General features: G+C 51.9%; 23 protein-coding genes. 20 read left to right on the forward strand and 3 right to left on the reverse strand.

The window, feature by feature from the left end:
* Positions 1 to 59 precede the first annotated feature (59 nt).
* The 3 genes from DYU11_RS08255 to DYU11_RS08265 all read left to right on the forward strand — a co-directional run bounded on the left by DYU11_RS08255 (position 60) and on the right by DYU11_RS08265 (position 1,845).
* Complete coding sequence (locus DYU11_RS08255; protein WP_119667174.1) at positions 60 to 512, forward strand: PaaI family thioesterase; 453 nt, start codon at positions 60 to 62, stop codon at positions 510 to 512.
* 309 nt (positions 513 to 821) lie between these two features.
* The gene (locus DYU11_RS08260) at positions 822 to 1,463 is read left to right on the forward strand and encodes a response regulator (protein ID WP_119667175.1); all 642 of its coding nucleotides are present in this window, start codon (positions 822 to 824) and stop codon (positions 1,461 to 1,463) included.
* A 34-nt stretch (positions 1,464 to 1,497) separates the two neighbouring features.
* Positions 1,498 to 1,845, forward strand: a complete 348-nt coding sequence (locus DYU11_RS08265) for a hypothetical protein (RefSeq protein WP_119667176.1) — start codon at positions 1,498 to 1,500, stop codon at positions 1,843 to 1,845.
* Between the two features lie 9 nt (positions 1,846 to 1,854).
* On the opposite strand, the gene DYU11_RS08270 is transcribed toward DYU11_RS08265, so the two are convergent.
* A complete protein-coding gene (locus tag DYU11_RS08270) occupies positions 1,855 to 3,828 on the reverse strand; it encodes a tetratricopeptide repeat protein (RefSeq protein ID WP_119667177.1) in 1,974 nt (657 codons plus the stop codon).
* Positions 3,829 to 4,028: 200 nt separating this feature from the next.
* On the opposite strand from DYU11_RS08270, the gene DYU11_RS33795 reads away from it, so the two are divergent.
* The 17 genes from DYU11_RS33795 to DYU11_RS08355 all read left to right on the forward strand — a co-directional run bounded on the left by DYU11_RS33795 (position 4,029) and on the right by DYU11_RS08355 (position 21,366).
* Positions 4,029 to 5,225 (forward strand): PKD domain-containing protein, encoded by a 1,197-nt coding sequence (locus tag DYU11_RS33795; RefSeq protein WP_119667178.1) that lies wholly within the window; start codon positions 4,029 to 4,031, stop codon positions 5,223 to 5,225.
* Between the two features lie 104 nt (positions 5,226 to 5,329).
* Positions 5,330 to 6,475, forward strand: coding sequence for an alpha/beta hydrolase (locus DYU11_RS08280; protein WP_158600246.1), 1,146 nt, complete (start codon positions 5,330 to 5,332; stop codon positions 6,473 to 6,475).
* Positions 6,476 to 6,554: 79 nt separating this feature from the next.
* Entirely contained in the window at positions 6,555 to 6,896 is a 342-nt protein-coding gene (locus DYU11_RS08285; RefSeq protein ID WP_147367905.1) for a hypothetical protein, read from the forward strand.
* Between the two features lie 12 nt (positions 6,897 to 6,908).
* On the forward strand, positions 6,909 to 8,417 hold the full coding sequence (locus DYU11_RS08290) for a Dyp-type peroxidase (RefSeq protein WP_119667181.1): 1,509 nt from the start codon (positions 6,909 to 6,911) through the stop codon (positions 8,415 to 8,417).
* The gene (locus tag DYU11_RS08295) at positions 8,371 to 9,696 is read left to right on the forward strand and encodes a hypothetical protein (RefSeq protein ID WP_147367906.1); all 1,326 of its coding nucleotides are present in this window, start codon (positions 8,371 to 8,373) and stop codon (positions 9,694 to 9,696) included. Before DYU11_RS08290 ends, DYU11_RS08295 begins: the two co-directional genes overlap by 47 nt.
* 111 nt (positions 9,697 to 9,807) lie before the next feature.
* Positions 9,808 to 10,125, forward strand: a complete 318-nt coding sequence (gene rplU, locus DYU11_RS08300) for a 50S ribosomal protein L21 (protein ID WP_119667183.1) — start codon at positions 9,808 to 9,810, stop codon at positions 10,123 to 10,125.
* An 83-nt stretch (positions 10,126 to 10,208) separates the two neighbouring features.
* Positions 10,209 to 10,529: a 50S ribosomal protein L27 gene (gene rpmA, locus DYU11_RS08305; protein ID WP_009283277.1), complete on the forward strand. Its 321-nt coding sequence runs from the start codon at positions 10,209 to 10,211 to the stop codon at positions 10,527 to 10,529.
* A gap of 169 nt (positions 10,530 to 10,698) precedes the next feature.
* Positions 10,699 to 11,301, forward strand: coding sequence for a NifU family protein (locus DYU11_RS08310; RefSeq protein ID WP_119667184.1), 603 nt, complete (start codon positions 10,699 to 10,701; stop codon positions 11,299 to 11,301).
* Between the two features lie 187 nt (positions 11,302 to 11,488).
* Entirely contained in the window at positions 11,489 to 12,919 is a 1,431-nt protein-coding gene (locus DYU11_RS08315; protein WP_119667185.1) for a DUF5723 family protein, read from the forward strand.
* A gap of 127 nt (positions 12,920 to 13,046) precedes the next feature.
* On the forward strand, positions 13,047 to 15,155 hold the full coding sequence (gene recG / locus DYU11_RS08320) for an ATP-dependent DNA helicase RecG (protein WP_119667186.1): 2,109 nt from the start codon (positions 13,047 to 13,049) through the stop codon (positions 15,153 to 15,155).
* A gap of 38 nt (positions 15,156 to 15,193) precedes the next feature.
* A complete protein-coding gene (locus DYU11_RS08325) occupies positions 15,194 to 15,763 on the forward strand; it encodes a Uma2 family endonuclease (protein ID WP_119667187.1) in 570 nt (189 codons plus the stop codon).
* Entirely contained in the window at positions 15,760 to 16,632 is an 873-nt protein-coding gene (locus DYU11_RS08330; protein WP_119667188.1) for a hypothetical protein, read from the forward strand. Before DYU11_RS08325 ends, DYU11_RS08330 begins: the two co-directional genes overlap by 4 nt.
* 34 nt (positions 16,633 to 16,666) lie before the next feature.
* Positions 16,667 to 17,605, forward strand: coding sequence for a tRNA (adenosine(37)-N6)-dimethylallyltransferase MiaA (gene miaA / locus DYU11_RS08335; protein ID WP_229365736.1), 939 nt, complete (start codon positions 16,667 to 16,669; stop codon positions 17,603 to 17,605).
* A 19-nt stretch (positions 17,606 to 17,624) separates the two neighbouring features.
* Positions 17,625 to 18,917: an McrC family protein gene (locus tag DYU11_RS08340; RefSeq protein WP_119667190.1), complete on the forward strand. Its 1,293-nt coding sequence runs from the start codon at positions 17,625 to 17,627 to the stop codon at positions 18,915 to 18,917.
* Positions 18,918 to 18,941: 24 nt separating this feature from the next.
* Positions 18,942 to 20,258: a gluconate:H+ symporter gene (locus DYU11_RS08345; RefSeq protein WP_119667191.1), complete on the forward strand. Its 1,317-nt coding sequence runs from the start codon at positions 18,942 to 18,944 to the stop codon at positions 20,256 to 20,258.
* A gap of 71 nt (positions 20,259 to 20,329) precedes the next feature.
* The gene (locus DYU11_RS08350) at positions 20,330 to 20,995 is read left to right on the forward strand and encodes an SGNH/GDSL hydrolase family protein (RefSeq protein WP_119667192.1); all 666 of its coding nucleotides are present in this window, start codon (positions 20,330 to 20,332) and stop codon (positions 20,993 to 20,995) included.
* Positions 20,996 to 21,105: 110 nt separating this feature from the next.
* Entirely contained in the window at positions 21,106 to 21,366 is a 261-nt protein-coding gene (locus DYU11_RS08355) for a hypothetical protein (protein ID WP_119667193.1), read from the forward strand.
* 52 nt (positions 21,367 to 21,418) lie between these two features.
* Here the strand turns inward: DYU11_RS08355 and DYU11_RS08360 are convergent, their stop codons facing one another.
* Both DYU11_RS08360 and DYU11_RS08365 read right to left on the reverse strand, forming a co-directional pair.
* A complete protein-coding gene (locus DYU11_RS08360; RefSeq protein ID WP_119667194.1) occupies positions 21,419 to 22,882 on the reverse strand; it encodes a cellulase family glycosylhydrolase in 1,464 nt (487 codons plus the stop codon).
* 119 nt (positions 22,883 to 23,001) lie between these two features.
* Positions 23,002 to 25,758 carry an alpha/beta hydrolase family protein gene (locus DYU11_RS08365; RefSeq protein ID WP_158600247.1) on the reverse strand — a complete coding sequence of 919 codons (2,757 nt, stop codon included), beginning with the start codon at positions 25,756 to 25,758 and terminating at the stop codon, positions 23,002 to 23,004.
* Between the last annotated feature and the right edge of the window lie 14 nt (positions 25,759 to 25,772).

The following is a 25,772-nucleotide window of genomic DNA, read 5'->3' on the forward strand; positions in this document are numbered from 1 at the left end:
TCCATAAATAATAGCATGTGGAGACCATTTAGCTTAGTTAAATACTATTTTTGGCGCCTATGGAATCTACAGCATCGAATCCGCGCCTGGACGCCTTCCGCTTACTCATCGGGCAGTCGACCGAACACAGTCCGTCTCCGTTTGGTCGTTGGCTGCACGGCACCCTGCAGGCCGTTGAGCCCGACCGGATGGTCGCTACGTATGCGGTTCGGGAAGAAATGACCAACCCGACCGGCGTGCTGCACGGGGGAGCAGCCGCGGCCATTATGGACGAACTGGTCGGCATGACGGTATACGCCCTGGGTCGCGAGTACGCCTATACGTCGGTTAACCTGAACGTTGATTTCCTGCGTGCAGCCCGGCTGGGCGACATCCTGACGGCAACGGCCCGGATCGTGCGGGCGGGCCGAACCGTCATCCACTGCGAAGCCACGATCACGGCCGCCGACGGAACGCTCGTTGCCAAATGCGCCACGAATCTGCTCCAGACATCGGTAAAGCTGCCGGTTTAACGGATTATTGACGTCTCGATGCAAGTAATATCCTTAGATTGTAGGATACAAAATCGTTGGAATATGGGATGGTATGGAAGGGACGAAGTTTAGACCTTTACAGTGTTCGTTTCTCCACACCATAGACCTGCGCTTGCTCGGCAAAGCCGGTTTCTTCCGGCTTTGCTGTTGTGGCGCCCGTTAAACAGTAGTTTATAAACAACCAGTATGTAATCGCTGAAGGAATAGTAAAAAGTTGATTTTTAGGTTATTGTTTTTGCTTTTTTTATTTATCAGATTGCAACCGATTCGTCGTTAAGACACCACACCATGCGTATTCTTGTTGTTGAAGACCACCGGATCCTATTAGACAGCTTGGCTATGCTACTAGCGAGTATCGAGGACGTTGAGGTTGTCTCGAAGCATACGAATGGGCGGCAGGTTCTGACAGCGCTTGAACTGGATTCAAATATTAACCTGGTGGTGTCCGATCTGCAGATGCCGATTATGAACGGCATTGAATTAACACTTCAACTTCGCGACCAATTTCCCAGTGTAAAAATCTGTTTGCTGACCGTGGCTGACCAGCCTGATGCCATCAAAGAAGCCATTCGCGCCGGAGCCGACGGGTACGTTCTAAAAAGCGCCGACCGGAGCGAACTGGAAAAAGCCTTAGTCATGATTAACAAAGGGCATAAATTTTACAGCGATCAAGTGCTGATGCAACTGGCCGGTGAAACCAGTATTGAACTGGTACCGGACTCAGGCAAACCGGATAAAATAACGATTACTAAACGGGAGTTGGACGTACTAAAACTGATTGCTCAGGAGTATTCAGGGTCTGAAATTGCCGAAAAACTATTCATTGCTCCAACTACGGTTGAAACCCACCGGAAGCACCTGATGCAGAAGCTGGGTGTACAGTCGACGATCGGGTTAGTAAAGTATGCTATTAAATATCAACTTGTTTAATCAAATTGTCCTACTTTTAAAACAACTTAAAACTATGGCTGCTGAGTATTCTTATTTTGAACTCGATTTTCCAGTATTAATTGAATTAACCACAGATGGAAAACTAACAATTAAACGCCATCAAGGAACGTTTGAGTCGATCACAGATGTATTGACAATTGACAGTGTATCAATTAGGATAATGAGTACAAATGCTTTTATACAGACTGATGATAAGGATGATGCAACAGCTCGGGATAAAGTATTAGCGAGCGGGATATCTACTGTTATTCAGCCAGGGGATAATAAGCTGATTCCTTTTGACCCGTTCATGCACTCACCTGGCGAACCAGGTGGGACCAGTAGTACTGTAAGTAATCCGGAGGAAGATATTAGTCGTTAAATAGTGTTGTCAATTTATTCTTACATTCCCATCGATTCGAACAGTTTCGATGGGAATTTTTATGTGTATATGTGTGCCTTTCATAGCAGATAGTAGAACATCAAATGTGCCTCCGAGAGAATCAAGTCGTGTTTGAATATTTTGCAGACCAATTCCATATTTTGGTTGGGAGTTTCCCAGGCCAATTCCATCATCCATAACTGTTAATTCTATACCAATTTGAGTTCTAACCAAACCAATCGTAACCGAAGTAGGTTGGGCGTGTTTAATTGCATTGTTAAGTAGCTCCAGGACGATACTGTACACATTAAATTCAATCTCTACCGGTAATCGATCGTTTAAATTTACTATGTCAAGTGAAAATCGGATTAATAAACTATGGTTTAAGCGACTTACTAAGGAGTTGAGTGTTGCGACAAGCCCCTCTCGTTCAAGTTCGGCAGGAAGAATATTATGCGAAATGTTTCGCACTTCAGAATAAGCACTTTGAACAAGTTGTTTTATATTTTGATAAACGTCTTGTTCAGAGCCAGAAAGACTTTGTGGATTTATCGTCTGAATGCTCATATTGACAGCGCTGAGTAGACTACTCAGGTTGTCGTGTAGTTCAATTGCCACGCGTTTTCGCTCAAGCGTTTGCCCCTTGTAAAGAGCTGCTCTTATTTCTTCGTTTTTTCGGACTAATTCCTGATTAGCTTGAATGAGTTCTGCTGTACGCTCTTCCACGCGGAACTCCAGTGTTTTATTAACATGAGCTAGTTCTTCCTTTGCAGCTTCCAGCAATGCCCGCTGGTTATTTATTTCTTGGTTTTTGGATTGCAGGTTACGATTATTCCATAAAAGCAAGGCCGCAATGAGCAGAGTAGTAAAGGTTCCAAGCACAAGTACATTACGAATTTGGATTAATCGCTGACTTCTATTTATTTGCTTCAATTTCTCCACCCTTTCCTGTTGAAGTGCATTTGTCTTTTGCACGTTATCGTATTGAGCCTGCAACATTTCGATTCTTTGCTTCGTCTTCTCTTTCGATAAACTATCTCGCAGTAAAACAAAATCTTCGTGGGCTTTCAGTGCTTTAAAAGCCTGACCTGTTTGCTTGAAAATTTTATAAAGGATTTCATCAGCTTCTGCAACAATACTACTGTTCTTCGTACGTAGTGCTATACGTCTCGCATTGTAGCAGTTTCTAAGTGCTTTTGACCAGTCTTTTTGAACAAAGTTTATATCAGCTACGTGCAATAATATAGAAGTTTCTAAATCAACGTTACCTAGTTGGCGGGATATTATCAAGGCGTTTTCATAATATGTAACAGCTTTAGTTATGTTACCCATGTCTTTATAGATCCAGCCAATAATATGAAGAGCTTGAGCTTCATACCATATATGCTTTTCAGCTTTGGCCAGTTTATATAATTGCTGGTTAATACTGAGAGCTTCGTTTAATCTATTTTGCTCACGATATACGGCACCTAACGTGTTCAGAACAGAAGCTTGAACGTATGAATCGGGGTGTTGCCGGAGTATATTTAGTCCTTTCCGGCATAGCTCAATGGCTCTTGTATAATCTTTTAAACTAGTATAGGCATGAGCCAATCCCTGTAGTGAAGTTGCTGCCCGTTCGTGCTGCTTTAGCTTTTCAGCTAATACTAAGGCTTTGTAATTTAGCTGGATAGATGAATAATGATCCCCTTTTAGCTGATGAATATAGCCAGCATACTGATAGGCATAAATAAGCTCTTTTTGTAGCCCAGGCTTGTGACACAATGTGATCAATATATCATTAAAGTATAGGGAGGAATCCATATTTGTGTTCATATAAGCTCGCATCAGCGCTTTTATGGCCTGAAAGCGCAATGTGTCGAACCTATATACCTGCGGCTGATGCTGCAAGTTGTTCCATACCCGCTTCAGGCTGTCAATCCGGTGCGTCTGGCAAAGACCTGCGTTGGCAAGCAGGCACAATGCGAATAACAGTCTTTTCATAAGAGTGTGGTATTTCGAACAAACTTACGTAGTCTGGCCGCATTTCAAAGTATGTATATCCTCAAATTTAAGGATATAAAATAATAGCAATCAGGGATTTATAGTAAGCGGTGGTTAGCTAATCTTTGTGCTTATCAAACAACCCGACGTATCGTCCGGGCGTTTGTCTAGTTCGTTAACCACACCAACCGAATTTTGCTATGAATAAGCCCGGTATGCCTTTTCTAACCGTATGGTTGCCTGTCCTTTCACTCCTGTTTGTTGCAGGGCAGTGTACAAAAGACCCTGAACCGACTCCGGTGCCCGAAGCGTATTTTACCTTTTCCCCTTCGGTTAATTTAGTTGCGCCCGTGACGGTAACGTTTACTAATGAATCGGAAAACGCAACTGAGTACGTCTGGACGTTTGGCAACAATCAAACGTCAACAAATAAAAACCTTGTTCTCACATTCAATTCTGAAGGTACGTACACGATCACACTGAAAGCTACCGGTCCCGGAGGTGCGGATACATACAGCCAGACAGTCACTATAAATAAGCCCTCAACTGGTACCACCCCGCCCCCTAACCCAAAACCTGTGGCCGATTTCTCATATTCTCCATCATCGAATCTGATCGCACCCGTGAATATGAATTTCACCAACTTATCGACTAACGCCAGCAGTTACAGATGGGACTTCGGTGATGGTACAACCTCGACGGTAGCTAATCCAACTAAGCAATTTGCCAAAGAAGGTACTTACACTGTCAAATTAACTGCAACCAATGCAAACGGCTCCTCTGAAGTGTCAAAAAATGTGGTTGTTGAAAAAGCGGCATCGACAACCGGACAATTCGTATTCTGGACCGACAAATCAAGTGGCTGGAGTAGCATTGATGTTGCCATTGACGGGTCGGCTGCAGGCAAGATAACCAGTTATTTCACATTAGCACCTGCCTGTGGCAACAGCGTGACCGTGACGCGGCCGCCGGGTACCTATGCTTATACGGCTCAAAGTAACACGGGAGTTAAGTGGTCGGGAAACATAACTATCACGGCCAGTCAATGTAAATCATTACGCCTGGATTTTCCGACTACCGCGCCCAGCACCTGCGACTGGAACTCCGCTACCAAGTGTATTACCGTCACGAAGGCTGTAAAAGGTACCCGATGTGGCACCAGCAACAGTGTCGAGGTTGAATGGAAAAATACGTGTACCTCTAATGTGAAAGTAGTTGTGTGCATCCAACGCTCCGATGGAACCTGGTCATGTAATCCGGACGGCACATTTGATACGGGAATGAGGCCAAATCAGGTGCTGAACAACTACGTATGCGCCGGCACCGGTAAATACAAAATCTATGCGATGCCCATCGCGGACTTTATTAAAAACAAATGCGCTTATCCAAAAGAATAATCAACATATTGTGCTTGATTTAGAGATAATTGCGCCGACCAGATCAGTGTATTATGTCCATTGATCTGGTCGGCAAACGAGTGTCCACATCAATTAACATTCTCATGGCAACCGTTACACATTACCTGATTACGAACCGTCAGATTGATCTCATCGACGGCAGAGAAGTGATCAACCCTGGTGGTCGGGAACGGGCCGTTGATGACGCCCGTATCTCGTTTCGCTTCGCTCGGTACACCTTTGATCCCGATAACGTAGAGGATCAGGGTACGGTTGAACTGGTCCCTGATCTGATCACGCCACCGGTGATCGAAATGTTTAGCGGAACGATCTTGTCTGCTTCCGACAAATCGCCTGAGCAGCTCGAGGGCAAAGGTAAGGCCAGAGCAGCAGAAGACTTATCGGGGTCAAATCAGGTATTTATGGAGGTATTTCGAACTCTGAAAGATGACAACGCCGGGAACGTACTGTTCTTTATCCACGGATTTCGGAGTAACCTGGCTGTGACCCTGACAACAATCCGGCTGTTACATACCCGGTACGTTAAGCCTGGCTCCAACGTTCAGACGATCATAACATTTACCTGGCCGGCCCGCCGAAGCCTGCTGCGGTACCTCGACGATCAGCACGATGCCCGGGTGTCCGGCTACGCCCTGGCCCGTGTGTATCAGCGGCTTCATGATTTCCTGGCCGAGCTTTTTAATACAACTACCGCAAAGCCCTGCCACCGGTCCATTCATTTGCTTTGCCACTCGATGGGTAATCAGGTGCTGTACTACATGCTTGAGCGGCTTAAAGAACAAAGACTCAGCCGTCGGGAAACGTTTAGGCAGGCCATTTTGATGGGGGCTGATGTTCCATACGATGCCTTTGAAGTAGATCACCCCATGAATCTTCTGATTGACCTGTGCGAGCGGGTGCATGTGTACTACCACCGACGTGATCTGGCCTTGGTCGCGTCGTCGGCTAAGTTTCTACAGAACCGGCTGGGCCGGGTAGGCTTCAAACGTAATACGTCGCCACCACTGGCCGCCGACGTTCACGAGATCGATATCACCGACGTACCGTCGCAGGATACTGATACTTTTTTGACGAATCTTCTGGAATTTGATCAGAATGAACTGATTCAGCACTGGTCCTATCTATCGAATGAAACGATAATTAACGACATCGAGCAGGTCTTTAGGACTGGTCGAAGCGGTCTGCGCCTGATTAGTCCGCCATACGTCGGTCCGGCGGATGGCGAATAAACGATTGGCGGATCAACCCTTTCTGTATGAATCATGATGTCACACCAATAAACCTTCTACAATCATGGAGAATGAATCTGTGCTTATCAATCTGCTTCTTGCCGGTATACTTGGCCTTATTGGACAGGGTATCCGGGTGATCATTGGATTAAAAAAATTAAAGGAAGAGGCTGCAACGGTAGCTCAGGAGGAAGCTGCAGCTCCCCCAGCTCCTGCTGCGAAAACCGTTTACGACGATCTGTTTGACAGCCGAAAGCTTTGGCTATCACTCTTTATTGGATTCATTGCCGGTTGTCTAGCAAACCTGAGCCGCACGGATGCCGAGTTCAGCAAGGACGTACAACTGGCTATCGTAGCCGCCGGTTATGCCGGTACTGATTTTATCGAAGGTATTTTCAAGAAGCTTTTACCTAACCATTAAACCGTTTCTTCCATGACAAAGCTGCTCAATCAATTCGATCCATCTGACGAGAATCAGAAATTGTTTGAAGGAATCCAAGGTAATATCCTCAAAGCGCACGGGCGTCATCATACGGCCAACGTGTTTATCCGCTGCGATGACGGCCGGCAAGGCCGGGCTAAAGATTGGCTGAACAGCCTGGTAGAGGGCGACGGAGCTATCGTCCGCTCCGCCTACGCTCAGTTGCGGAACAATGCGGTATTCAAGGAGAGCGGTGGAAAAGCGGATACGGGTCTCTTTGCCTGTATCCATATCAGCGCGGCTGGTTACGCCTACTTATTTGACGAGACTGTTAAGTCTAGCTTCACCGACGAGTCATTTCGTAATGGAATGAAGAAGGCTGAGCTTAACGACCCGGACTCAGGAACTTGGGATACTGGATTAGCAGAAGAGAATCACTTCATGCTATTGCTGGCTCATGCTGATGCCGAAGAACTAGTCAAAGCAGTTACAGACGTTCAGCAGGAAGTTGGGGCTTTTGCCAATATCTCCACTATTGAGTATGGAAAGGCTCTTTTCAACGAAGAAGGAGCAGGCATTGAGCATTTTGGCTACGTGGATGGCGTATCGCAACCTCTATTTTTTGAGGACGAATGGGAGACGTATAAAGCCAATAACAATATTAAGAGCGATAATGGACCTGATATTAAGTTTGATCCCCGCGCAAAAAAAGAACTCGTGCTGATACAGGATCCTCTTGCGCCTGATGCCAATGCACTGGGCAGTTACTTTGTATTCCGGAAATTACAGCAGGATGTGAAAGGCTTCAAACGAGCCGAAGAAAAGCTTGCTCACCAGTTAAGGCTAACGGGCGAAGACGAAGAACGAGCCGGTGCCTTGCTGGTGGGGCGCTTTGAAGATGGTACGCCCATTCAACTTCGTGGGGAAGAAGGATTAATTCACAGCGCCTTGTGGAATAATTTCGATTATAAAGACGACAAGGGAAATATAGCCGATTTTTCCAGGTGCCCGTTCCACGCCCATATCCGTAAATCAAACCCACGATCTGGCCTGAATGGTGGCGGTATGGATGAAGCCAAAAAACACATCATGGCCCGGCGCGGCATTCCCTACGGCACCCGATCTGAGGACCTTTACGATGGATCGGTTCCTGCCAAACCTGAGGATGGTGTAGGGTTGCTGTTCATGAGCTACCAGGCCAGTATTGTTAAGCAGTTTGAGTTTATTCAAAAAAGTTGGGTAAACAACCCCAGTTTCCCAAACTTCGACAATGATGAACTGGATGGAATTGACCCCATCATCGGCCAGGGACAGGGAACCCGAACCGGCCGCTTCGCAACCGATTGGGGAGAGTCAGGCAGCTCTGAATCGGCCTCATTCGAGCAGTTTGTCCACATGAAAGGGGGCGAGTACTTCTTCGCGCCGAGTATGAGTTTTTTGAAAAATATTCACACCATAAAAATTAATAAGCAAAATGAAAAACCTCCTCACCTTGCTGCTAATGCTGAGTTCGTTAGCTGAACTTAGGGCGCAAACAGTCACGTATGATTATCATACAAGAGCATACAGTCCACAAATCAATTTTGTTCGGCATGGTGCTATGGTAAGTTACCGGATCATCAACATCAATCCCTTTGCGCAGAAAGTGATTATCAATGGTCAGGCCATCAGCATGACCTCCGAAATACCGGCACAGTTAGCTACCTTGTTCAACGTCAAGATTGATACTGAAAAGGAATTAACGAATACCAAAGACCAAGTTAAGGAGATGGCTGACGTCCAGAAAAACACAGCCCAGGCCGGACTAAAAGCAGCCTTGAACACGTTAGTCGATTCATGCAGCACCTATTACGAAGAAGCCGAAAAAATTGAGGAAGCGTTGTTGCTCAAAGAACACCTCGCAAAAACGATGGCCGACAAAAGTTTTTACAATGATTCGGTCATGCGCTCAGCTTTAAATGATCGGAGCATTAACACCACCACAATCAGTGATCTGAAGGCTGATTACGAGGAGTTTGAAGAAGCTTATCATCAAGTCTACAACCAGTATCAGGCGGCAATTCAGGCTGCTCGTACTGCCGGTGACAAAGACAAAGAAGCCCGGATTATGAACGCCTTCGATCAGGTGAAAAAAGATTACAGGTTGCTGGAAAAACAATATCAGGAAACTTTGTTTGACATAAAAGATCTATATGCAAAAGCGACAGATCCCCGTAGTTATGAAGTTATATCCCTGCCGTTAAAACTGACTGGCAGGGCAGGCGATGCTGATGAGGTTGAATTCGAAATTCTAATTGACGACAAAAAATTTCCAACTCCTGATGCTTTCAATGTGGATAGTGGGCTGAAGGTAGATTTCAGCGCAGGGCCTGTTTTTAACTTTACCGCTGATAATCGATACTTCTTTGATGCTACAAATAAACTCCAGCAACAAACTAAACCTGGATTATTCAACGTTGTTACACCAACCGTGTCGGCTATGATGCACGTTTATCCAAGGCGATACAAGGGCGTAGCGTGGGGCGGGACGTTTGGCGTTAATGCAAATGTTAAGGAGTTGACTGATATTAATCTAGGATTTCTGGCGGGTATCTCCGCTATAATGGGTAGGTCGCAGAAGGTCATCGTATCTACAGGAGCAAGTTATTTAAGAGTAGATCGGCTAAAAGAAGGCCAGTTTACGGTGGGTACTGTCTACAATGATACGAAGATTGAAGATGTGACCGAATCTGTTCTCCGACCGTCGTGGTTCGTTGCCGTATCGCTCAGCCTGGGCAAACGTAAAATCCTGACTCCGTAATTCACTCAATTAAGAGTCAACCTTGTTAACTATTTTGCCCGGCATCATGCTTTGAAAATGCCGGGCTTTTCTTTATCTTTGCACCCTCATTTCCAAAATTATACATCAACCATGTACGCAATCGTAGAGATCGCAGGGCAGCAATTTAAAATTGAGAAGGGCCGCACCGTCTATACCCACCGGTTACAGGGCGACGCGGACGCTGCACTTGCCTCCGACCAGGTAAAAGTCCTGCTGGTCGATAACGACGGGAGCATCAGCGTAGGCGCTCCGACAGTCGATGGCGCGACGGTAACAGCCAAAATCGTCGAACACCTTAAAGGTGAAAAAGTGATTGTCTTCAAAAAGAAGCGTCGTAAAGGCTACAAAAAGAAAAACGGTCACCGTCAGTACCTGACCAAGGTGTTAATCGAAGATATTACTGTTTAATGGTTAGAGGTTTGTAGTTTGTAGTCTGAGAGTTGCTGTAACCTCAAACTACAAACCACAAACTACAAACTTTCTCAAAGAAAATGGCACACAAGAAAGGTGTAGGTAGTTCCAAAAACGGCCGTGACTCGATCAGCAAACGTTTGGGCGTGAAGCTCTTCGGCGGCCAGAAAGCCATTGCCGGCAACATCATTATCCGCCAGCGGGGCACAAAACATCATCCCGGCCGTAACGTCGGCCTGGGTAAAGACCACACGCTGTTCGCGCTGGTAGACGGTACCGTTGAGTTCCGCCAGGGCCGCGACCGTCGTTCGTACGTACACATCGTTCCGGCGGGCCCGTCGGCGATTGAAGTCGCTCCGGTTGCAACGGCTCCGGCCGCTGAAGCTGCTCCGGCTGAGTAAGCGATTCTCCGGCAGGCCAGCCAAACTGGCCCGTACCAACGAAGTTTTATGGAAAACGCCCGGCCTTTGTGTCGGGCGTTTTTGTTGAGTTGAAAACTAAAAAACCATCGGTGCTGTTAACCGGGGGAACGGTTGCGGAGTACCCGCGATACTGAAAAAAAGTTGTACTATGGATTCTTTGCTGAGCCGACCCATATCCATTTTCACGGAAGGTAGCCCCAATCCGAACTCAATGAAGTTCGTCGTCAATTTTGAACTGGTACCTGCCGGTCTTTCATTTGACTACGCCGAACCGGGCGATGCCCTGCTGGATGGGAAAGCATCACCGCTAGCTGTTTCGCTATTTGGGTTCGAGTTTGTACGCCGGGTATTCATCGCCGGGAATTTCATTACCGTCACGAAAGACGACGCCACCGATTGGGACGACGTACTGTTCGAAGTAAAGTTCTTTCTGAAGCAGTATTTCGAAGAAAAGAAACCGGTGTTTGCGCAGCGGACGATGGACGCCAACACAACCCGCCTGGACGTGGATTCTGAAACGGTGCAGAAGATCAAAGCGGTGCTGGATCAGTACGTCCGGCCGGCTGTGGAATCCGACGGGGGAGCTATCAATTTCCATTCATTCGACGAACCGAGTGGTACGGTGAAGGTGCTTCTGCAAGGTTCCTGCAGCGGTTGCCCTTCCTCAACACTGACGCTGAAAGCCGGCATCGAAAACCTGCTTACCCGCCTGGTGCCGGCCGTAAAGCAGGTCGAGGCCGAGGGTGTCTGATGAGATAGAACGATATTAAACGAATAGGGAATTGCGGAGGTAGGGGATAACGCCTTCGTTATTCCCTATTTGTTGTTAGTCCGTTTACATGTTTCGTCCGCTTACTCAGATATGTCGGCTTTCTGCCAACGTAGACGGCGAATTGACGTTTACTTTGGGAACGCTTTCCCAGACAACCTGCACATTCATGAAATATACACTGCTGGTAGGACTATGCTGCTTGGTGAGTACGGCCTCTACGGCGCAAAACTTGTTAGGCATAGCAACCAGCCCGAACGGAGGAACCAATCGACTGTACCTGAATCCGGCTTTTGCGGCCGACTCACCATACCGGCTCTATCTGAACGTACTGTCGGGCAATGCCCACGCCAATAATAACTACGTTCGCTACCAGGCTCCCTTTTCGCTGGTTCGGCTTCTGAGTGGAAGTGTGCCAAGCCAATATAAACGGCCGGATGGAACGCTGGAGTTTGCCGTTGACTACACGGATGAAATTCTGGATGGTAAACCCAAGAATGGTACCGTTTGGGGCGAAGTGCGGGGGCCATCGGTGCTGATGAAAGTGGGTAACCGGGGCGGGTTAGGCATAACTACCCGTTTGCGAGCCGCGGCTCAGGTAGTTGGCGCGTCGGAATCGTTGTTGTCGGCCGTCAGGGTTGGACTGAGTGACGGGGCTTTGTACGGTATCCCTGCAAATGATAACCAGTTTGGGGCCAACACCAATACGTACGGTGAACTGGGCCTGACCTATGCCGGAACGATCTGGGAGAACGACGGCGAACGGCTTTTTCTGGGCGCAACGGCGAAGGTATTGCTCGGTTATAATGCTCAGCATTTTATCAACCGTGGGCTGGATTATCAACTGGTTGCCGATCAGACGGCACCTAACGGCGTGGCCCTCGAAGTGAACCGCCTGGATGCTACGCTGGCCTATACCAGTATTCAGCGGAATCGGAACGTAAGCCCCCGAACGCTCTTCAGCCCATCATCGCCGGGGCAGGGCGTTGGGTTGGACATCGGCCTGAACTACGTGTCGCAGTCCGATCCGGACAGCCCGACCTGGCGGATGGGCGCGGCCGTGACGGACATTGGCAGTGTGCGCTACAACGGTACACAGTACAACTACGGCGATGCCGAAGGTGAGTTGCAGGGCGTTCGGTTCCGGAGTAGTGATTTCAACAACATTCAGAACCGAAGCCAGATTCTGGAGACCATTCAGCAGCGGTTCAATACGGGACGAAGTCCGGATCAGAATCGGTTCCGGGCCGGGCTGCCGACCTCCCTGAACCTGACCGCCGATTACCAGTCGCCAGATGGAGTGGGAATAGCCGTTACGTATCTGCAGGACCTGCGGGCCGAAGCGGCCATGGGCGTGCATCAGCCCTCGCTGGTGGCCATCACGCCCCGTTTTGACGTGTACGCCGTCGGTATTGCGGTGCCGGTTGTCTACCTGAATCGGGGCGTAACGGCCGGGCTGTCGGTCCGCGTCGGCCCGGCGTTTCTGGGAACGGATAACCTGCTGGGCCTCATCGGGAACGAGCGCAACGGCATTCGACCGCGCGGGCTGGATGTATACGGCGGGCTGGCGTTCGGGTTTGGCCGGGTCGATGGTGATTAACCGCTGGCTTTTGGCCGGAAAAGCCGTCAGAACCGCTTCTGAAGGTATTACAAACCGAGTTTTTCTGTATATTTGACCTATTCGCGCCCGAACGTAGGTGTCAAACGGGCCGATGCCCGGGTCGCCTATGACCGAACGAACCACCTTCTTCAATACCCCGCTTTCGTACTTAAAAGGCTTAGGGCCTCAGCGGACCGAACTGCTTAACAAGGAACTGAATCTGTTTACCTACGGCGATCTGATTCAGTACTACCCCTTTCGGTACGACGATCGTACGCGTTTCTACACCATCAGCGAGTTGATGGAGTCAATGCCTTCGGCGCAGGTTCGCGGTCGGCTCCGCGACTGGTACTTCGAGGGCGAAGGGCCCAAACGCCGGTTAGTGGCTACGTTCACCGACGGTACCGGCACGATGCACCTGGTCTGGTTCCAGGGCATTAGCGCCATCGAAAAGTTTCTCCGGCGGGAAGGCGAATACGTAGCGTATGGAAAACCGCAGTCCTTCAATGGCCAGTACAGCATTGTTCACCCCGAGCTTCAGAACGTAACGCCCGATGCGGAGATTGAGCAGGGTTTCTTCCCGGTGTATAACCTGACGGAGAAACTCCGCCGTCGCCACCTCGACAGCAAAATGATCGGCAAGATCATGCGCATCCTGCTGGAATTGTCGTGGAACCACATCCGCGAAACCCTGCCCGAAGCGCTTATCCAGCAGTACCGGCTCATCGGCAAACGGGAAGCCCTCTGGAACATCCACCTGCCTCAAAACCAGGCCTGGCTCCGGCAGGCTGAACGGCGGCTGAAGTTTGAGGAGCTATTCTATAATCAACTGCGGCTGATTATGAACAAGCTGATGCAGAAGGAAGAGTATCCAGGACAGATTTTCAGGAAAACGGCCCTGATGACGCACTTCTACAAAGAATTGCTGCCGTTTGAACTGACCGGGGCGCAGCAGCGGGTTATCAAAGAAATCTACGTTGATTTTTGCAGTGGAAAACAGATGAACCGGCTGCTGCAGGGCGACGTGGGCAGCGGCAAAACCATCGTTGCGTTCATTACCATGCTGATGGCTATCGGCAACGGCGCGCAGGCCTGCCTGATGGCCCCGACCGAAATTCTGGCTGATCAGCACTACAATGGCCTGAAGCCGTTTGCGGATGCGCTGGGCCTGAACCTGGGCATCCTGACCGGCTCTACGAATCAGAAACGCCGTCGGGTGCTGCATGAGGAGCTGCAAAGTGGCCAGATGCACATCATCGTCGGGACGCACGCGCTGCTCGAAGATGTGGTACAGTTCAAAAACCTGGGTCTGTGTATCATTGATGAGCAGCACCGGTTCGGCGTAGCGCAGCGGGCCAAAATGTGGGCTAAAAACCCGACCGTGCCCCCCCACGTTCTGGTCATGACGGCCACCCCCATTCCCCGTACGCTGGCCATGACGCTCTACGGCAATCTTGACGTATCGGTGATCGATGAATTGCCCAAAGGCCGGAAACCCATCAAAACGGTTCATAAATACGACAAGCACCGCTCGGAGGTGTTCGGTTTCATGCGCCAGCAGATTGAGCTGGGCCGGCAGGTGTACGTAGTGTATCCGCTGATTGAAGAATCAGAAAAGCTGGATTACAAAGACCTCATGGATGGGTATGAGAGCATACAGCGGGCGTTTCCGCGGCCGAAGTACGAGGTAGGTATCCTGCACGGCCGGATGCTGGCCTACGAGAAAGATGATGAGATGAAGCGGTTTGTGAAAGGCGAGACGCAGATCATGGTCGCTACGACGGTAATCGAGGTGGGCGTGAACGTACCAAATGCCAGCGTGATGGTGATCGAAAGCGCCGAGCGATTTGGCCTGGCGCAGTTGCACCAGCTTCGGGGGCGCGTCGGTCGGGGGGCTGAGCAGTCGTACTGTATTCTGATGACCGGCTATAAGCTCAGCAGCGATACGCGGACCCGGCTCGAAACGATGGTACGTACCAACAACGGCTTTGAAATTGCGGACGTGGATTTGCAGCTTCGCGGCCCCGGCGACCTGACCGGTACGCAGCAAAGTGGTATCATGGACCTGATGATCGCTGATCTGGCCAAAGACGGACCGATTCTGACGGCGGCTCGCGAGTCGGCGCAGCGCATTCTGGAAGAGGACCCGAATCTTGTTCTGCCCCAACACGCGCCCATCCGTAACCACCTGGACAGCATCAAGCAGACTGAAAGCAACTGGAGCCGGATTAGCTAAAATGTCTTAATTTTAGGAAAACGTCACCCTCGTAAGGTATGGAGTCGGTCGTAGCCATTCAAAAATTAACGGTAGCGGAGTTTCGGGAGCTGGAGTTCGATGACAACGATACGTCGTGGTATGAACTCATTCATGGGGAAATAGTGAAAAAATCTGCCCCCTCACCGCTACACCAACGTATTTCACGTCGGATTGAATTTATTCTGGAGTTATTTGTAACTCAAAAAAAAGTAGGAGAAGTGTTTCATGCGCCTATTGATGTGTTTTTAGACGGGTATAACAGTATTCAGCCTGCCATCTTGTTTGTGCCGGCTACTAACGCTGCCATAATCACGGATGACGGTATCGAAGGCGTACCGGCTTTGGTGGTCGAAATCGTATCGCCTACGTCGGGGTATCGGGACCGCGTTACCAAAAAGCTTCTTTACCAGCAGCATGGCGTTCAGGAGTACTGGCTGGTTGACCCGCTCGAAGAACTGATCGAAGTGTATAAGCTCGACAATAACCTTTATACCTTGCTCAGCGCGGCTACAATCGACGAAGGTAAAATTGAGTCGGCGGTGCTGCCCGGCCTCGTAGTCGACGTGAAAACGTTGTTCGCCGTTTGATTCCCGTTCCTGCTGAGCCGTTTTCGCAACCCGGTGTTGAAACGCCATTCTCTCTGTACCGACTGGCTGGTACTCAAACGCTTGTTCACCAGATTGACTTCGCGGACTACGTCCGTTTCTTTCACGATCGCGACCCACGGCTCTTCTTCCAGCAACTATCTGCGCGGTTATCAGCAGAAGGCTGGCTGATTATTCACCTGTGGGAAGATGTCTGGCGGCAACGGCCCGAAGTTGTGCAGTCACGGCTGCGGGCCCTGGTCGGCGAATCGGAGCGAATCCCGGCCCGGCTGACGCAGGTTCGGCGAATCGATCGGCCGACGGCGGTTGACTTTCTGGCACGAAACCACCTGCAGGTGCCCTTAGCCGGTCGCTATAAGTATGGGTTGTTTCTGCCCGCCCGCTACTTCCGGGTGCTGTCGGACGTATTCAGGGAAAGAAACGCGCCGGCGGGGGATGCCGATTGGCTGGTGGCCGTTGCTACGTTTGCGGCCGCCCGGACGTTTGCTGATACGTATCGTTCGGTGGAGTTGATTCGCTTTGCCAACCGGCTCAACTGTACCGTAGTGGGCGGGTTGGATAAGCTGCTGAAAGCCTTCATCAATGATCACCAGCCCAACGATTTGATGACCTATGCTGATCACGACTGGTCGGATGGCCGCAGCTACGAACGGCTGGGCTTTGAGCGGCAAACCCTGACCGAGCCGCAGCAATTCTGGGTAAAACCCGGCGAATGGATCCGGTATTATCCGCACCGCCTGCCCAACGGCCTGACCGAAAGCCGACTGCCTGAACTGGGTTACGTACCCGTTTACAATGCGGGCAGTATTAAATTTGTCAAACTTCCCGAACCACAGAGACGTTCAGCATGACGCTGGTGCGCTCCGGGTTTCACTCTGTTTCTACGTGTCAACGACTAAACTCCTCGTGATTCTGGGTCCTACGGCCAGTGGCAAAACCCGGCTGGCGGTTCACGTGGCTCACCGGCTGAACGGCGAAATCATCAGCGCGGATTCGCGGCAGGTGTACCGCAGCATGGACATCGGTACGGGCAAGGACCTGGCCGACTACGTAGTGGATGAACAGACGGTGCCGTATCATCTGATCGACATCATCGATGCGGGCCAGAGTTACAATGTATACCAGTTCCAGCAGGATTTTACCCGGGCGACAACCGACATACAACAGCGGAACCGACTGCCGGTGGTTTGTGGAGGAACGGGACTATACCTCGATGCTGTGCTAAGCAGTCACGCGTTCACGGCTATCCCCCGCGACGATGCCTTTCGGGCGGAACTGGAGACCCGCTCGGACGACGAACTACAGCAGCTATTTCGTCAAAACCCCTCAACCTATTCGTCGCTGGCCGACACCTCGACCCGCAAGCGGCTGATCCGGGCGATTGAGATTGGTCGGTACCTTAGCCGCCATCCGGATACACCCCTTACGCAAGCTGTAGCGCCCCCGCCCGCCGTCGTGTTTGGGATTAACATTCCCGTGGAGTTGCGTCGACAACGAATCACCGAACGGCTGCAGGCTCGGCTGCAAAGCGGGATGGTAGACGAAGTAGAACGATTGTTGCAACAGGGTATACCGGCCGAAAAACTGATTTTCTACGGGCTGGAGTATAAATTTATCACCCAGTATCTGCAAGGCGAACTGGTGTACACGACGATGGTAGCCCGGCTCGAAACGGCTATTCACCAGTTTGCCCGGCGGCAGATGACGTTCTTCCGGAAGATGGAGCGCGACGGACTTACTATTCACTGGCTCGATGGTCAGAAACCAACGGCCGAGCTGGTGGAAGACGTTGTGACCCGGTTCAATCAGGAGAAAGATAGCTGACCAGTTGACCAATAACCCGATGCGAGATTTAGTAGTCGTTAGTGAATATGCGCTTGTCCGCAACGCCCGCGATTTTCCTGACGCGGTTAGTTCGCTGACGGAAGCGTATATACCGGACGGGACATTTCAGGCGTTGAAACAGCTGGCTACCGAGACCGCCGACGCAGATGCCATTCTGACGTTTTCTGTGCAGAAAGGCCGCGAGGTGATACGGGTGAAAAACTATGTAGGACTGGTCGGGCTGCCCAATGGAACACAGGTCGAAATCCTGCCCAAGGTGACCGACCAGCCTGCCGTTGCCCGAACGGCCCTGCTAAACATGCTTCGTCATCTGCGGCACAGTCCGTTTCGGACCCTGGCAACTCAAACGGGGGCAACATTTTTGCCGTTGTGGGATGTGTTCAGCAACGCGTTTCTGGACGCATTGAGCCAGTTGGTCAGTCAGGGTGTTCAGCGTACGTACGTACCGGTCGAGGGTAATGAACGCTACTGGAAAGGTAAATTTCAGGTAGCGCGGCACCTGCGCGATAACGCCCGCCATGCCGAACGGCTGGCCGTAAGCTACGAGGCCCTGACGGTTGACAGTGCCCCCAACCGGGTGCTTAAAACGACGTTATTCTACCTTCAGCGCCACGCTTTAGGCCTGGACAGCCAGCGACGGAAACAGCAGCTGCTGTGGGCGCTCGACGACGTACCGGCGTCGGAATCCCTGGCTGATGATCTGCGGCAGATTCGGGCCCTTATAACCGCCCGTGGTACGTCGCACCGGCAGTTTGCCCGCTACAAACCCGCTTTGCAATGGGCCGACGTACTGCTTCAGAGTCAGGCCTTTGGGTTAAAAACAGGGCGTGTGGACGGCTTCTCGCTGCTGTTCCCCATGCAGCGCATATTCGAGGACTACGTAGCGCATGGCCTGCGGCACTATTACCATCCGGGTCAGATTACCGTACAGGAGTCGTCGGCGCATCTGGTCGATGAGCATATCGGTGCGCCCAGATTCAGGCTGCAACCCGATGTGTTGATACGGCAGCCCGGCCGGACACTGGTGCTGGACACCAAGTGGAAACGCATCGATGGAGCCGATCGGGTAGGTAACTATGGCATCGAACAGGCCGATTTATACCAACTGTATGCATACGGCAAGAAGTACGAAGCCGACCAGCTCTTCCTGGTTTATCCAGCTAATGAGACCTTCGGCCGCCCGCTCGATGTGTTCGGCTACGATGAATCAACTCACCTGCACGTGGTCCCTTTTGACGTTACCCGGCCGCTGCATGAGGAGATTGAGCGACTGACCCGCTTTTTGTCCTAACGTTCACCCACCTGAACCCTACGTATGCCCATCCTGCTCACCGCCCTGGGAATTCTCGGCCTGATTCTTCTGATTGCAGTTGTTAAGTTAGACACATTTATTTCCTTTATTCTGGTTGCGCTCGCGATCGGTCTGGCCTCCGGTATGGATGTTTCCACGATTGGTAAATCCATTCAGACCGGTATTGGCGGTACCTTGGGCGATCTCGTACTGATCATCGGTTTCGGCGCTATGCTCGGCCGGATCGTAGCCGAAAGCGGAGCGGCCCGTCGCATCACAAACGTACTGATCGGCTGGTTTGGCCTGAAAAACATCCGCTGGGGACTGGCGCTGGCCGGTTTCATTATCGGTATTCCGCTGTTCTACAATGCCGGATTCATTATCGTTGTCCCCCTGATTTTTACCATCGCGGCTTCATCGGGGTTGCCCCTGCTTACGGTGGCCGTACCGATGCTGTCGGCCTTGTCGGTGGCGCACGGGTATCTGCCTCCGCATCCGTCGCCCGCGGCCATTGCCGGGCAGCTGAACGCCGATATCGGCCGGACACTGACCTACGGAATCCTGGTGGCTACACCCGCTATTATTATTGCCGGTCCCATTTTTGGCAAAACCCTCGGCCGGTTTAAGCCGAAGCCGGACCGGGATTTATTCAACATCAAGGACGTACCGACTACGGACCTGCCGGGTACGGGCATCAGTTTCTTTGTCGCGCTTCTGCCCGTGGTGCTGCTAACGGTGTTCGGGCCACTCAAGACGTACGTTGCGACGGGAACGGTCGCGCACAGCCTCGTTACGCTGATGGCGGAGCCGTATATCGGCATGTTGCTGTCGGTGCTGGTAGCGGTGTACGCGCTGGGCATCCGGCGTGGGCAAACCATGAAAGCCGTAACAAAAGACCTGGAAGAAGCCATCAAGGCAGCCGCTCCCATTCTGCTGGTTATTGCCGGGGCCGGTGCGCTGAAGCAGGTTTTCAACGATTCCGGTACCAGCAAGTACATTGGTGAACTGCTGCTTGGCGTCGACATGTCGCCGTTGCTGCTGGGGTGGGGCATGGCCGCCGTAATTCGGGTCTGTGTGGGGTCCGCCACCATTGCCGGCCTGACCACCGTCGGTATTATCATGCCCCTGATTCAGTCGCAGACCGTAAACCCCGAACTTATGGTGCTGGCCATCGGGTCGGGGAGCCTGATGCTGTCGCACATCAACGACGCCGGATTCTGGTTGTTCAAAGAGTACTTCAACCTGAGTATCAACGATACGCTCCGCACCTGGACGCTGATGGAAAGTATCGTATCGATTGTTGGGCTACTCGGTGTGCTGGCGCTGAGTTTAGTTGTTTAATGGTTCAGGTTTGACGTGAGGGAACAACATTGACCCGCCAACTTGAACAGACCTTGACTTATTTTTTGACTATGAACCGTTTATTTCTGCTTCTCAGCGTATTTGTTGCCGCGGCATTACTGGCTATGACAACTGCCAAACCCATTCGCGTTGTTTTCTTCGGAGATTCCATTACGCAGGCCGGCATCAAGCCTGGCGGCTATATTGATCGGCTGAAACAGCGGCTTCCGGCCGATCAGTACGAGTTAATCGGGGCCGGTATCGGTGGCAATAAAGTATATGATCTCTACCTGCGACTGGAGGACGACGTGCTGGCCCAGAAACCTGACGTGGTTGTGGTCTACATTGGGGTGAATGACGTCTGGCATAAAAGCACGCACGGTACCGGCACCGATCCCGATAAATTCGTGAAGTTTTACGAAGCCCTCATTAAAAAGCTCAGGGCAGCCAATACGCGAATCATACTGTGTACGCCGGCGGTCATTGGCGAAAAAACCGACTTTACCAACCCGCAGGACGGCGATCTGAACGCCTACAGTCAGCTCATTCGTGATCTGGCCGCCCGGCAGAATCTGCCCCTCTGCGATCTGCGAAAAGCGTTCCTTGAGCATAACCTCAAAAACAACCTGGCCAATAAAGATCAGGGCATTCTGACCACCGATCGGGTTCATCTTAACGATACTGGTAATCAGTTTGTTGCTGACCAGATGCAACCTCTGCTGACGGCTGCCAAATAAGCTAATCGCTGATTTCGATAGAGTTTAACGGCCTTTTAATTAGCCCTAAATCTCAAATTAATCCGGCGGGGTGATGTTTGTATCGTCAACGCACCCAAACAAGTCGTCTTATGAAACCCACTCTGAATACATTGCATAACCTAACCGTTCTTTTTGTTTTTGTTGGCGTGGTTTATTCGGTCCTGCACGGGTTACTCGGTCAGCCCTGGCATCGCGGAGTAGTTAGCCAAATGGCATTCACTTACCTGGCTTTTGTCGCTGCTGTTGCAGTAGCCAGCGTTGTGGCTCATTTGCTGCTGTCGTTACTGCGCGGAACGAATGCAAAAGATGATTTGATTGGCTATGAAGTTGACGACTGTGTGATTGTTTGATTGATTCACCGTAACTTAACTTAAACGATGCCCGGCCCGAAACGGCCGGGTTTTATTGTTTTATGAATTTCACCACAACATCTCCCTGGTGGGTGGGACCCGTAAGCTGCCTGCTGGTACCCGTGTGCGTGATGGTTTCCGTGCGGATCGGCTGCCCCGTCGTTACGCTGGTCCATTCGGCCCGGTAGGTTCCCCGGGGCAGATTCATGGTCAGTACGTAAATGCCGCGGGTGACCGGTTCGGCGTAGACGATCCAGTGGGTGGTGGTGTTGGTCAGGGCCCAGGTCAGCGCTCCCGGCGAAGCGACCAGGTTCGTTGGCTTGAGAGTGCTGATCGGCAGGGCGTCGAAGTAGCGTTTCAACACACCGAATTGTTTCCGCAGGGCCGAACTGCCTCCACCCGGTGCCTGATACGCAGTATCCCGGCCGTTCTCCGACCCTACCGAAAACGAGTAATCCAGGTGATTGAACAAGGCCCCGCCCGCCATCAGAAACCGCCAGGCCTGCCGGCGATACGTGACGTCGGAGCGGCCCGCGAACCCCGTTTCATTGAAACCAATGGGTTTATTCAGCGCGTAATTGTCGGTAACGGCTTCGGGCAGGGCATAGTGGAAGTTGAAGATGGATACGTGGGGGTTGGGGCTAACGATGGGGTAGCGGAAGTTGCTGATGTTCTGCGAAATCAGGTGCTTTTTAGGGAGCGGCTTCTCTTCCGCTACGATCCACGCAGCTACGCGCCGTTGCCAGTCGAGAGCCGGCTCCGACACCACTTCGAGCGTTGCCCGCCAGTCGGTTTTGCCGGTTTCGCTGGTATGGTACTCGTTGCGGGTCAGCACGGTGTCTTTCAGGTCGGCCCAGGGTTCATTCTGAATTTCAAAATACAGGTTATCAAAAGAGTTCAGTTCACGAACGATCTTCCGGACGTAGCGCTCCTGATAGTCCAGCAGGTTGTCGTTCAGGGGCGTGTTGACATCTTTAGGCAGTACGTCGCTGGTGCTGTTAACGTTATTGGCGCGGTTTAAAGCGCTGTAAGGCCAGCCCGTGCCGTAGTACGACGAAAACAGGTTGATCTCCACAACGACCCCCTGTCGCTGAGCCTCGGTCATGAAGTCGCGCAGCCGGGCGAAGTAGGCGTCGTCCCATTTGCTCAGGTCAAACTTGTTGCCGCCCAGAGCGTAGCCGGGCTCATTGCTTCGCGCCCAGGGTAAAATCAGGCGCCCTGCCTTAGGAGCCAGTGTATTGTTCTGAATACCGAAATCGCCCAGTTTTTCGATGTACGCCCCTGTGAAAAGTCTTGTGGTATTCAGGCCATCGACGGCCAGAGTGCGGAGGTACGTTTTGTAATCAAAATCGAGGTTGATGACGGCGCCGTAGTGTTCGCCTGAGCCGACCAATACCGTTGGCTGGTTTTGATACATAAAGTAGTGCGGGTTGTCGGGATGCAGGCGGAACGTAGCAACGGGCGACTGGGCCAAGGCGGATGTGCAGAGCAGTAGAGCCAGAGCGATATGCTTCATAAACGACGGGTAGTAGGGTATGCAAAAAAAGCGATTTAGATGGCATTCTACCGCGTAGACCCAAAAAACCGCCCGGCCAGTTCAGTGAACTGGCCGGGCGGTTTTTTGAAAGGGTCTGGTTAATAGGCTGAGCTTGTATTTTTTAAGACGGCTGGCATGCCGTCCCGTAGCCAAGGTGGCATGGGCGCCCCTTTCAGGTAATGGTCGAAATACGTTTGGAATCGGCGCGACAGATCCCGGCGGTTGCTGAGGTTGCGCATGACATGATCTTCGCCTTCGTATTGCAGCAGCCAGACGGGTTTCTGTAGCCGGCGCAGAGCCATATATAATTCGATACTTTGCTCCACGGGTACCTGTCCATCGCCGTCGTTGTGGACCAGCAACAACGGAGTTTGAATTTTATCAGCTCTGAAAATTGGTGAATTGGCAATGTACAGCTCCGGCTTTTCCCATAACGTAGCCCCTAGCCGACTCTGCGACCGCTCATAAATCCACTGACGACTGCCGCCAGACCGCCGACGCAAACTACCGTAGGCGCTTACCATGTTGCTGACCACAGCCCCGGCCGACGCGGCCTTAAACCGGTTGGTCCGACTGATGAGGTAGCTAACCTGATACCCACCCCAGCTGTGCGACTGTACGCCCATTCGGCTGGTATCAACCCAACTATATTGCGCCAGGTGGTCGAGGCCGGACAAGACGGAGCGGCAGGCACTTTCGCCGGGTTCACCGTTCGTATATTGAATGTTCGGAATGAAAAGCAGGTAGCCGTTGCTGACGAACATCGGCATGTCCAGAATGGCCCCACTGGGCGATGGCGTCCGGTAGGCATAAAGCCCATCCGAGTCTTTCTCGTAGAACCAAACCAGCACCGGGTATTTTTTCTGCGGATCAAAGTTTTCCGGCTTCAGCAGCAGGCCTTCGTTGGGCATACCGTCCGGCTGTTTCCACTGTACCAATTCGGTGGTAAGCCAGTTGTAGTCTTTTTGCTGGGGATTTAGGTCCGAGACTTTCCGAAACTGCCGGATGTCGGTGGTCGTGTAAAGGTTGTATTCGTTTACGTTACCCCGTGATACAACGTACCGGTTTGCGTTTTTGGCTTTCGACATGCCCGGAAAGCTGTAGGAATACGGCCCCATGGTCAACTCGGCAGGCGGTTCTGCACGACCAAATCGTAGCCGGTAAAAGCCAGCGTACTTGGTGGTGCGGTTAAACGCCGATAAAATCAGTTCATCGCCGGACCGGATGTAGTTGTCCGTACTGTTGATGTCGGCGTAGTGAAGTATCGTCTGCGAAGTCCGTCCCCGCCCACGCGTCAGGTTAGCCGGGGGGACCTTGCCAAGCGGATCCAGTTGCCAGATGTCAAACTCCGTATGCACCAGCACCGAGCGGTCGTTCTCTTCCCAGATGGCCACCCCGAACGGCTGAGGATCGCCCGGTGCCTGGTAGCTGGTATCAAACAAGGGCTCGGATACGGCTGCGGAGATGTTACGAACCAGGCCGGTTGCTAACTGGCAGGCGACGTAGTGACGCAGGTTGGAGTCGTACCACAGGGCGTATTGACCTTTGGGCGAGATACTGAACGGAGCCGTGAGCTTCTCCCGAATTAGCGTCCGGGAACCGTCGTTTACGGCAACGCGGTAGGCGGTTCGGCCCGGTTGTTCCAGCCAGTCGGCTTCCACCCGGCCCCCTTTCGTGGTAACGCCCAAGACGTAGTCACTGTCACCGTCGTTGGGGAGGATAATATCTTCCAGATCTATATCGCCGAGCTGAACCACCCGCCGGTCTGTCAGGTGCAGTATCGCCAGATACGTCCGTTTGGCTTCCTGATCGAGTTGCTTGAGCTGTTGCGGCTGAAGGTAATCGTCCTGGTAGTGCCAGAGCGTCAGTTTGGGCTGATCAGCACCCATCGGTTTGGCTGCGGGGCGGGGCCTGCTAACCCCAAAGTAGAGCCGGTTACCACTGGTACTGAATCGTAGGCCGCCCGCTTCGCCAACTACGTAGCCGGGTTGTATGCCGGTTGTCTGCGGAGTTGTCACGATCTGAGCTGTTTCAGCTCCGGCTTTATAATACCACAACGCGAGTGTTTTGGCCGGGTCATTAGCCTGGGCCAGGAACGCCAGTTGAGTGGCCCAGGCATCCAGGGTCAGTTGCTGTAATTGGCTAAGGTTCCGGGCTACGGTATCGATCGCATTACGGTTCAGATTCATCCAGATAACATCCGCCAGGGCGGGGTTTTGCCCGGACGCTACGTTCATCACAAGGGCTTCACCCTGTTTACTGAAGACGAAATCAGTAACGCCCTCGAAGGTGCGGCTCTGACCAGTTTGGGTGTCAAGCAGCACCAGGCTGGAACTGTTGGTTGTGGGCTGAGCCGCCGACGTAGCGGTAGGTTGGGCCGAGGCCAGCAGAGTGGGCGGGGTTTGGGTGTAGGCCAGCCACCTGCCCGACAACTCCGGGTGCCTGATCGCCTTGACGCCGGGAATCAGCGTTAGCTGCTGGGTACCGAGCGCCAGTAAGCCGACCGTATCGGGCCGGGCCGATGATCCCGCGGCTGGTGCTGCGTAAGGCGCTTTCAGGTAGAACAGGAGGTGGCGGCTGTCGGGCATAAACGTAGCGCGGTGGCCCCGCCGGATGAGCTGCTTCTGACGACCATCAAACGATTGAACGACCAGTTCAGGATCGCCCTCGCTGGGCGCGACGCCGTACAAAAACCAGTTACCATCCGCGCTGATTTTGCGTTCGGTGAAGCCTTGCCAGCACTGGTACGCCGACCCGTCGAGCGGTTTCTTCTGCGCCCAGCCGATACCTGGCTGGCAAAGGAGGAACAAGATGGTGAGCAGGCAGCCACCGCCCGCGTTACGTTGCATCCACATACGGTTCATCTGTT

The organism is Fibrisoma montanum (assembly GCF_003583365.1).
In the GTDB taxonomy this organism is placed as follows: domain Bacteria; phylum Bacteroidota; class Bacteroidia; order Cytophagales; family Spirosomataceae; genus Fibrisoma; species Fibrisoma montanum.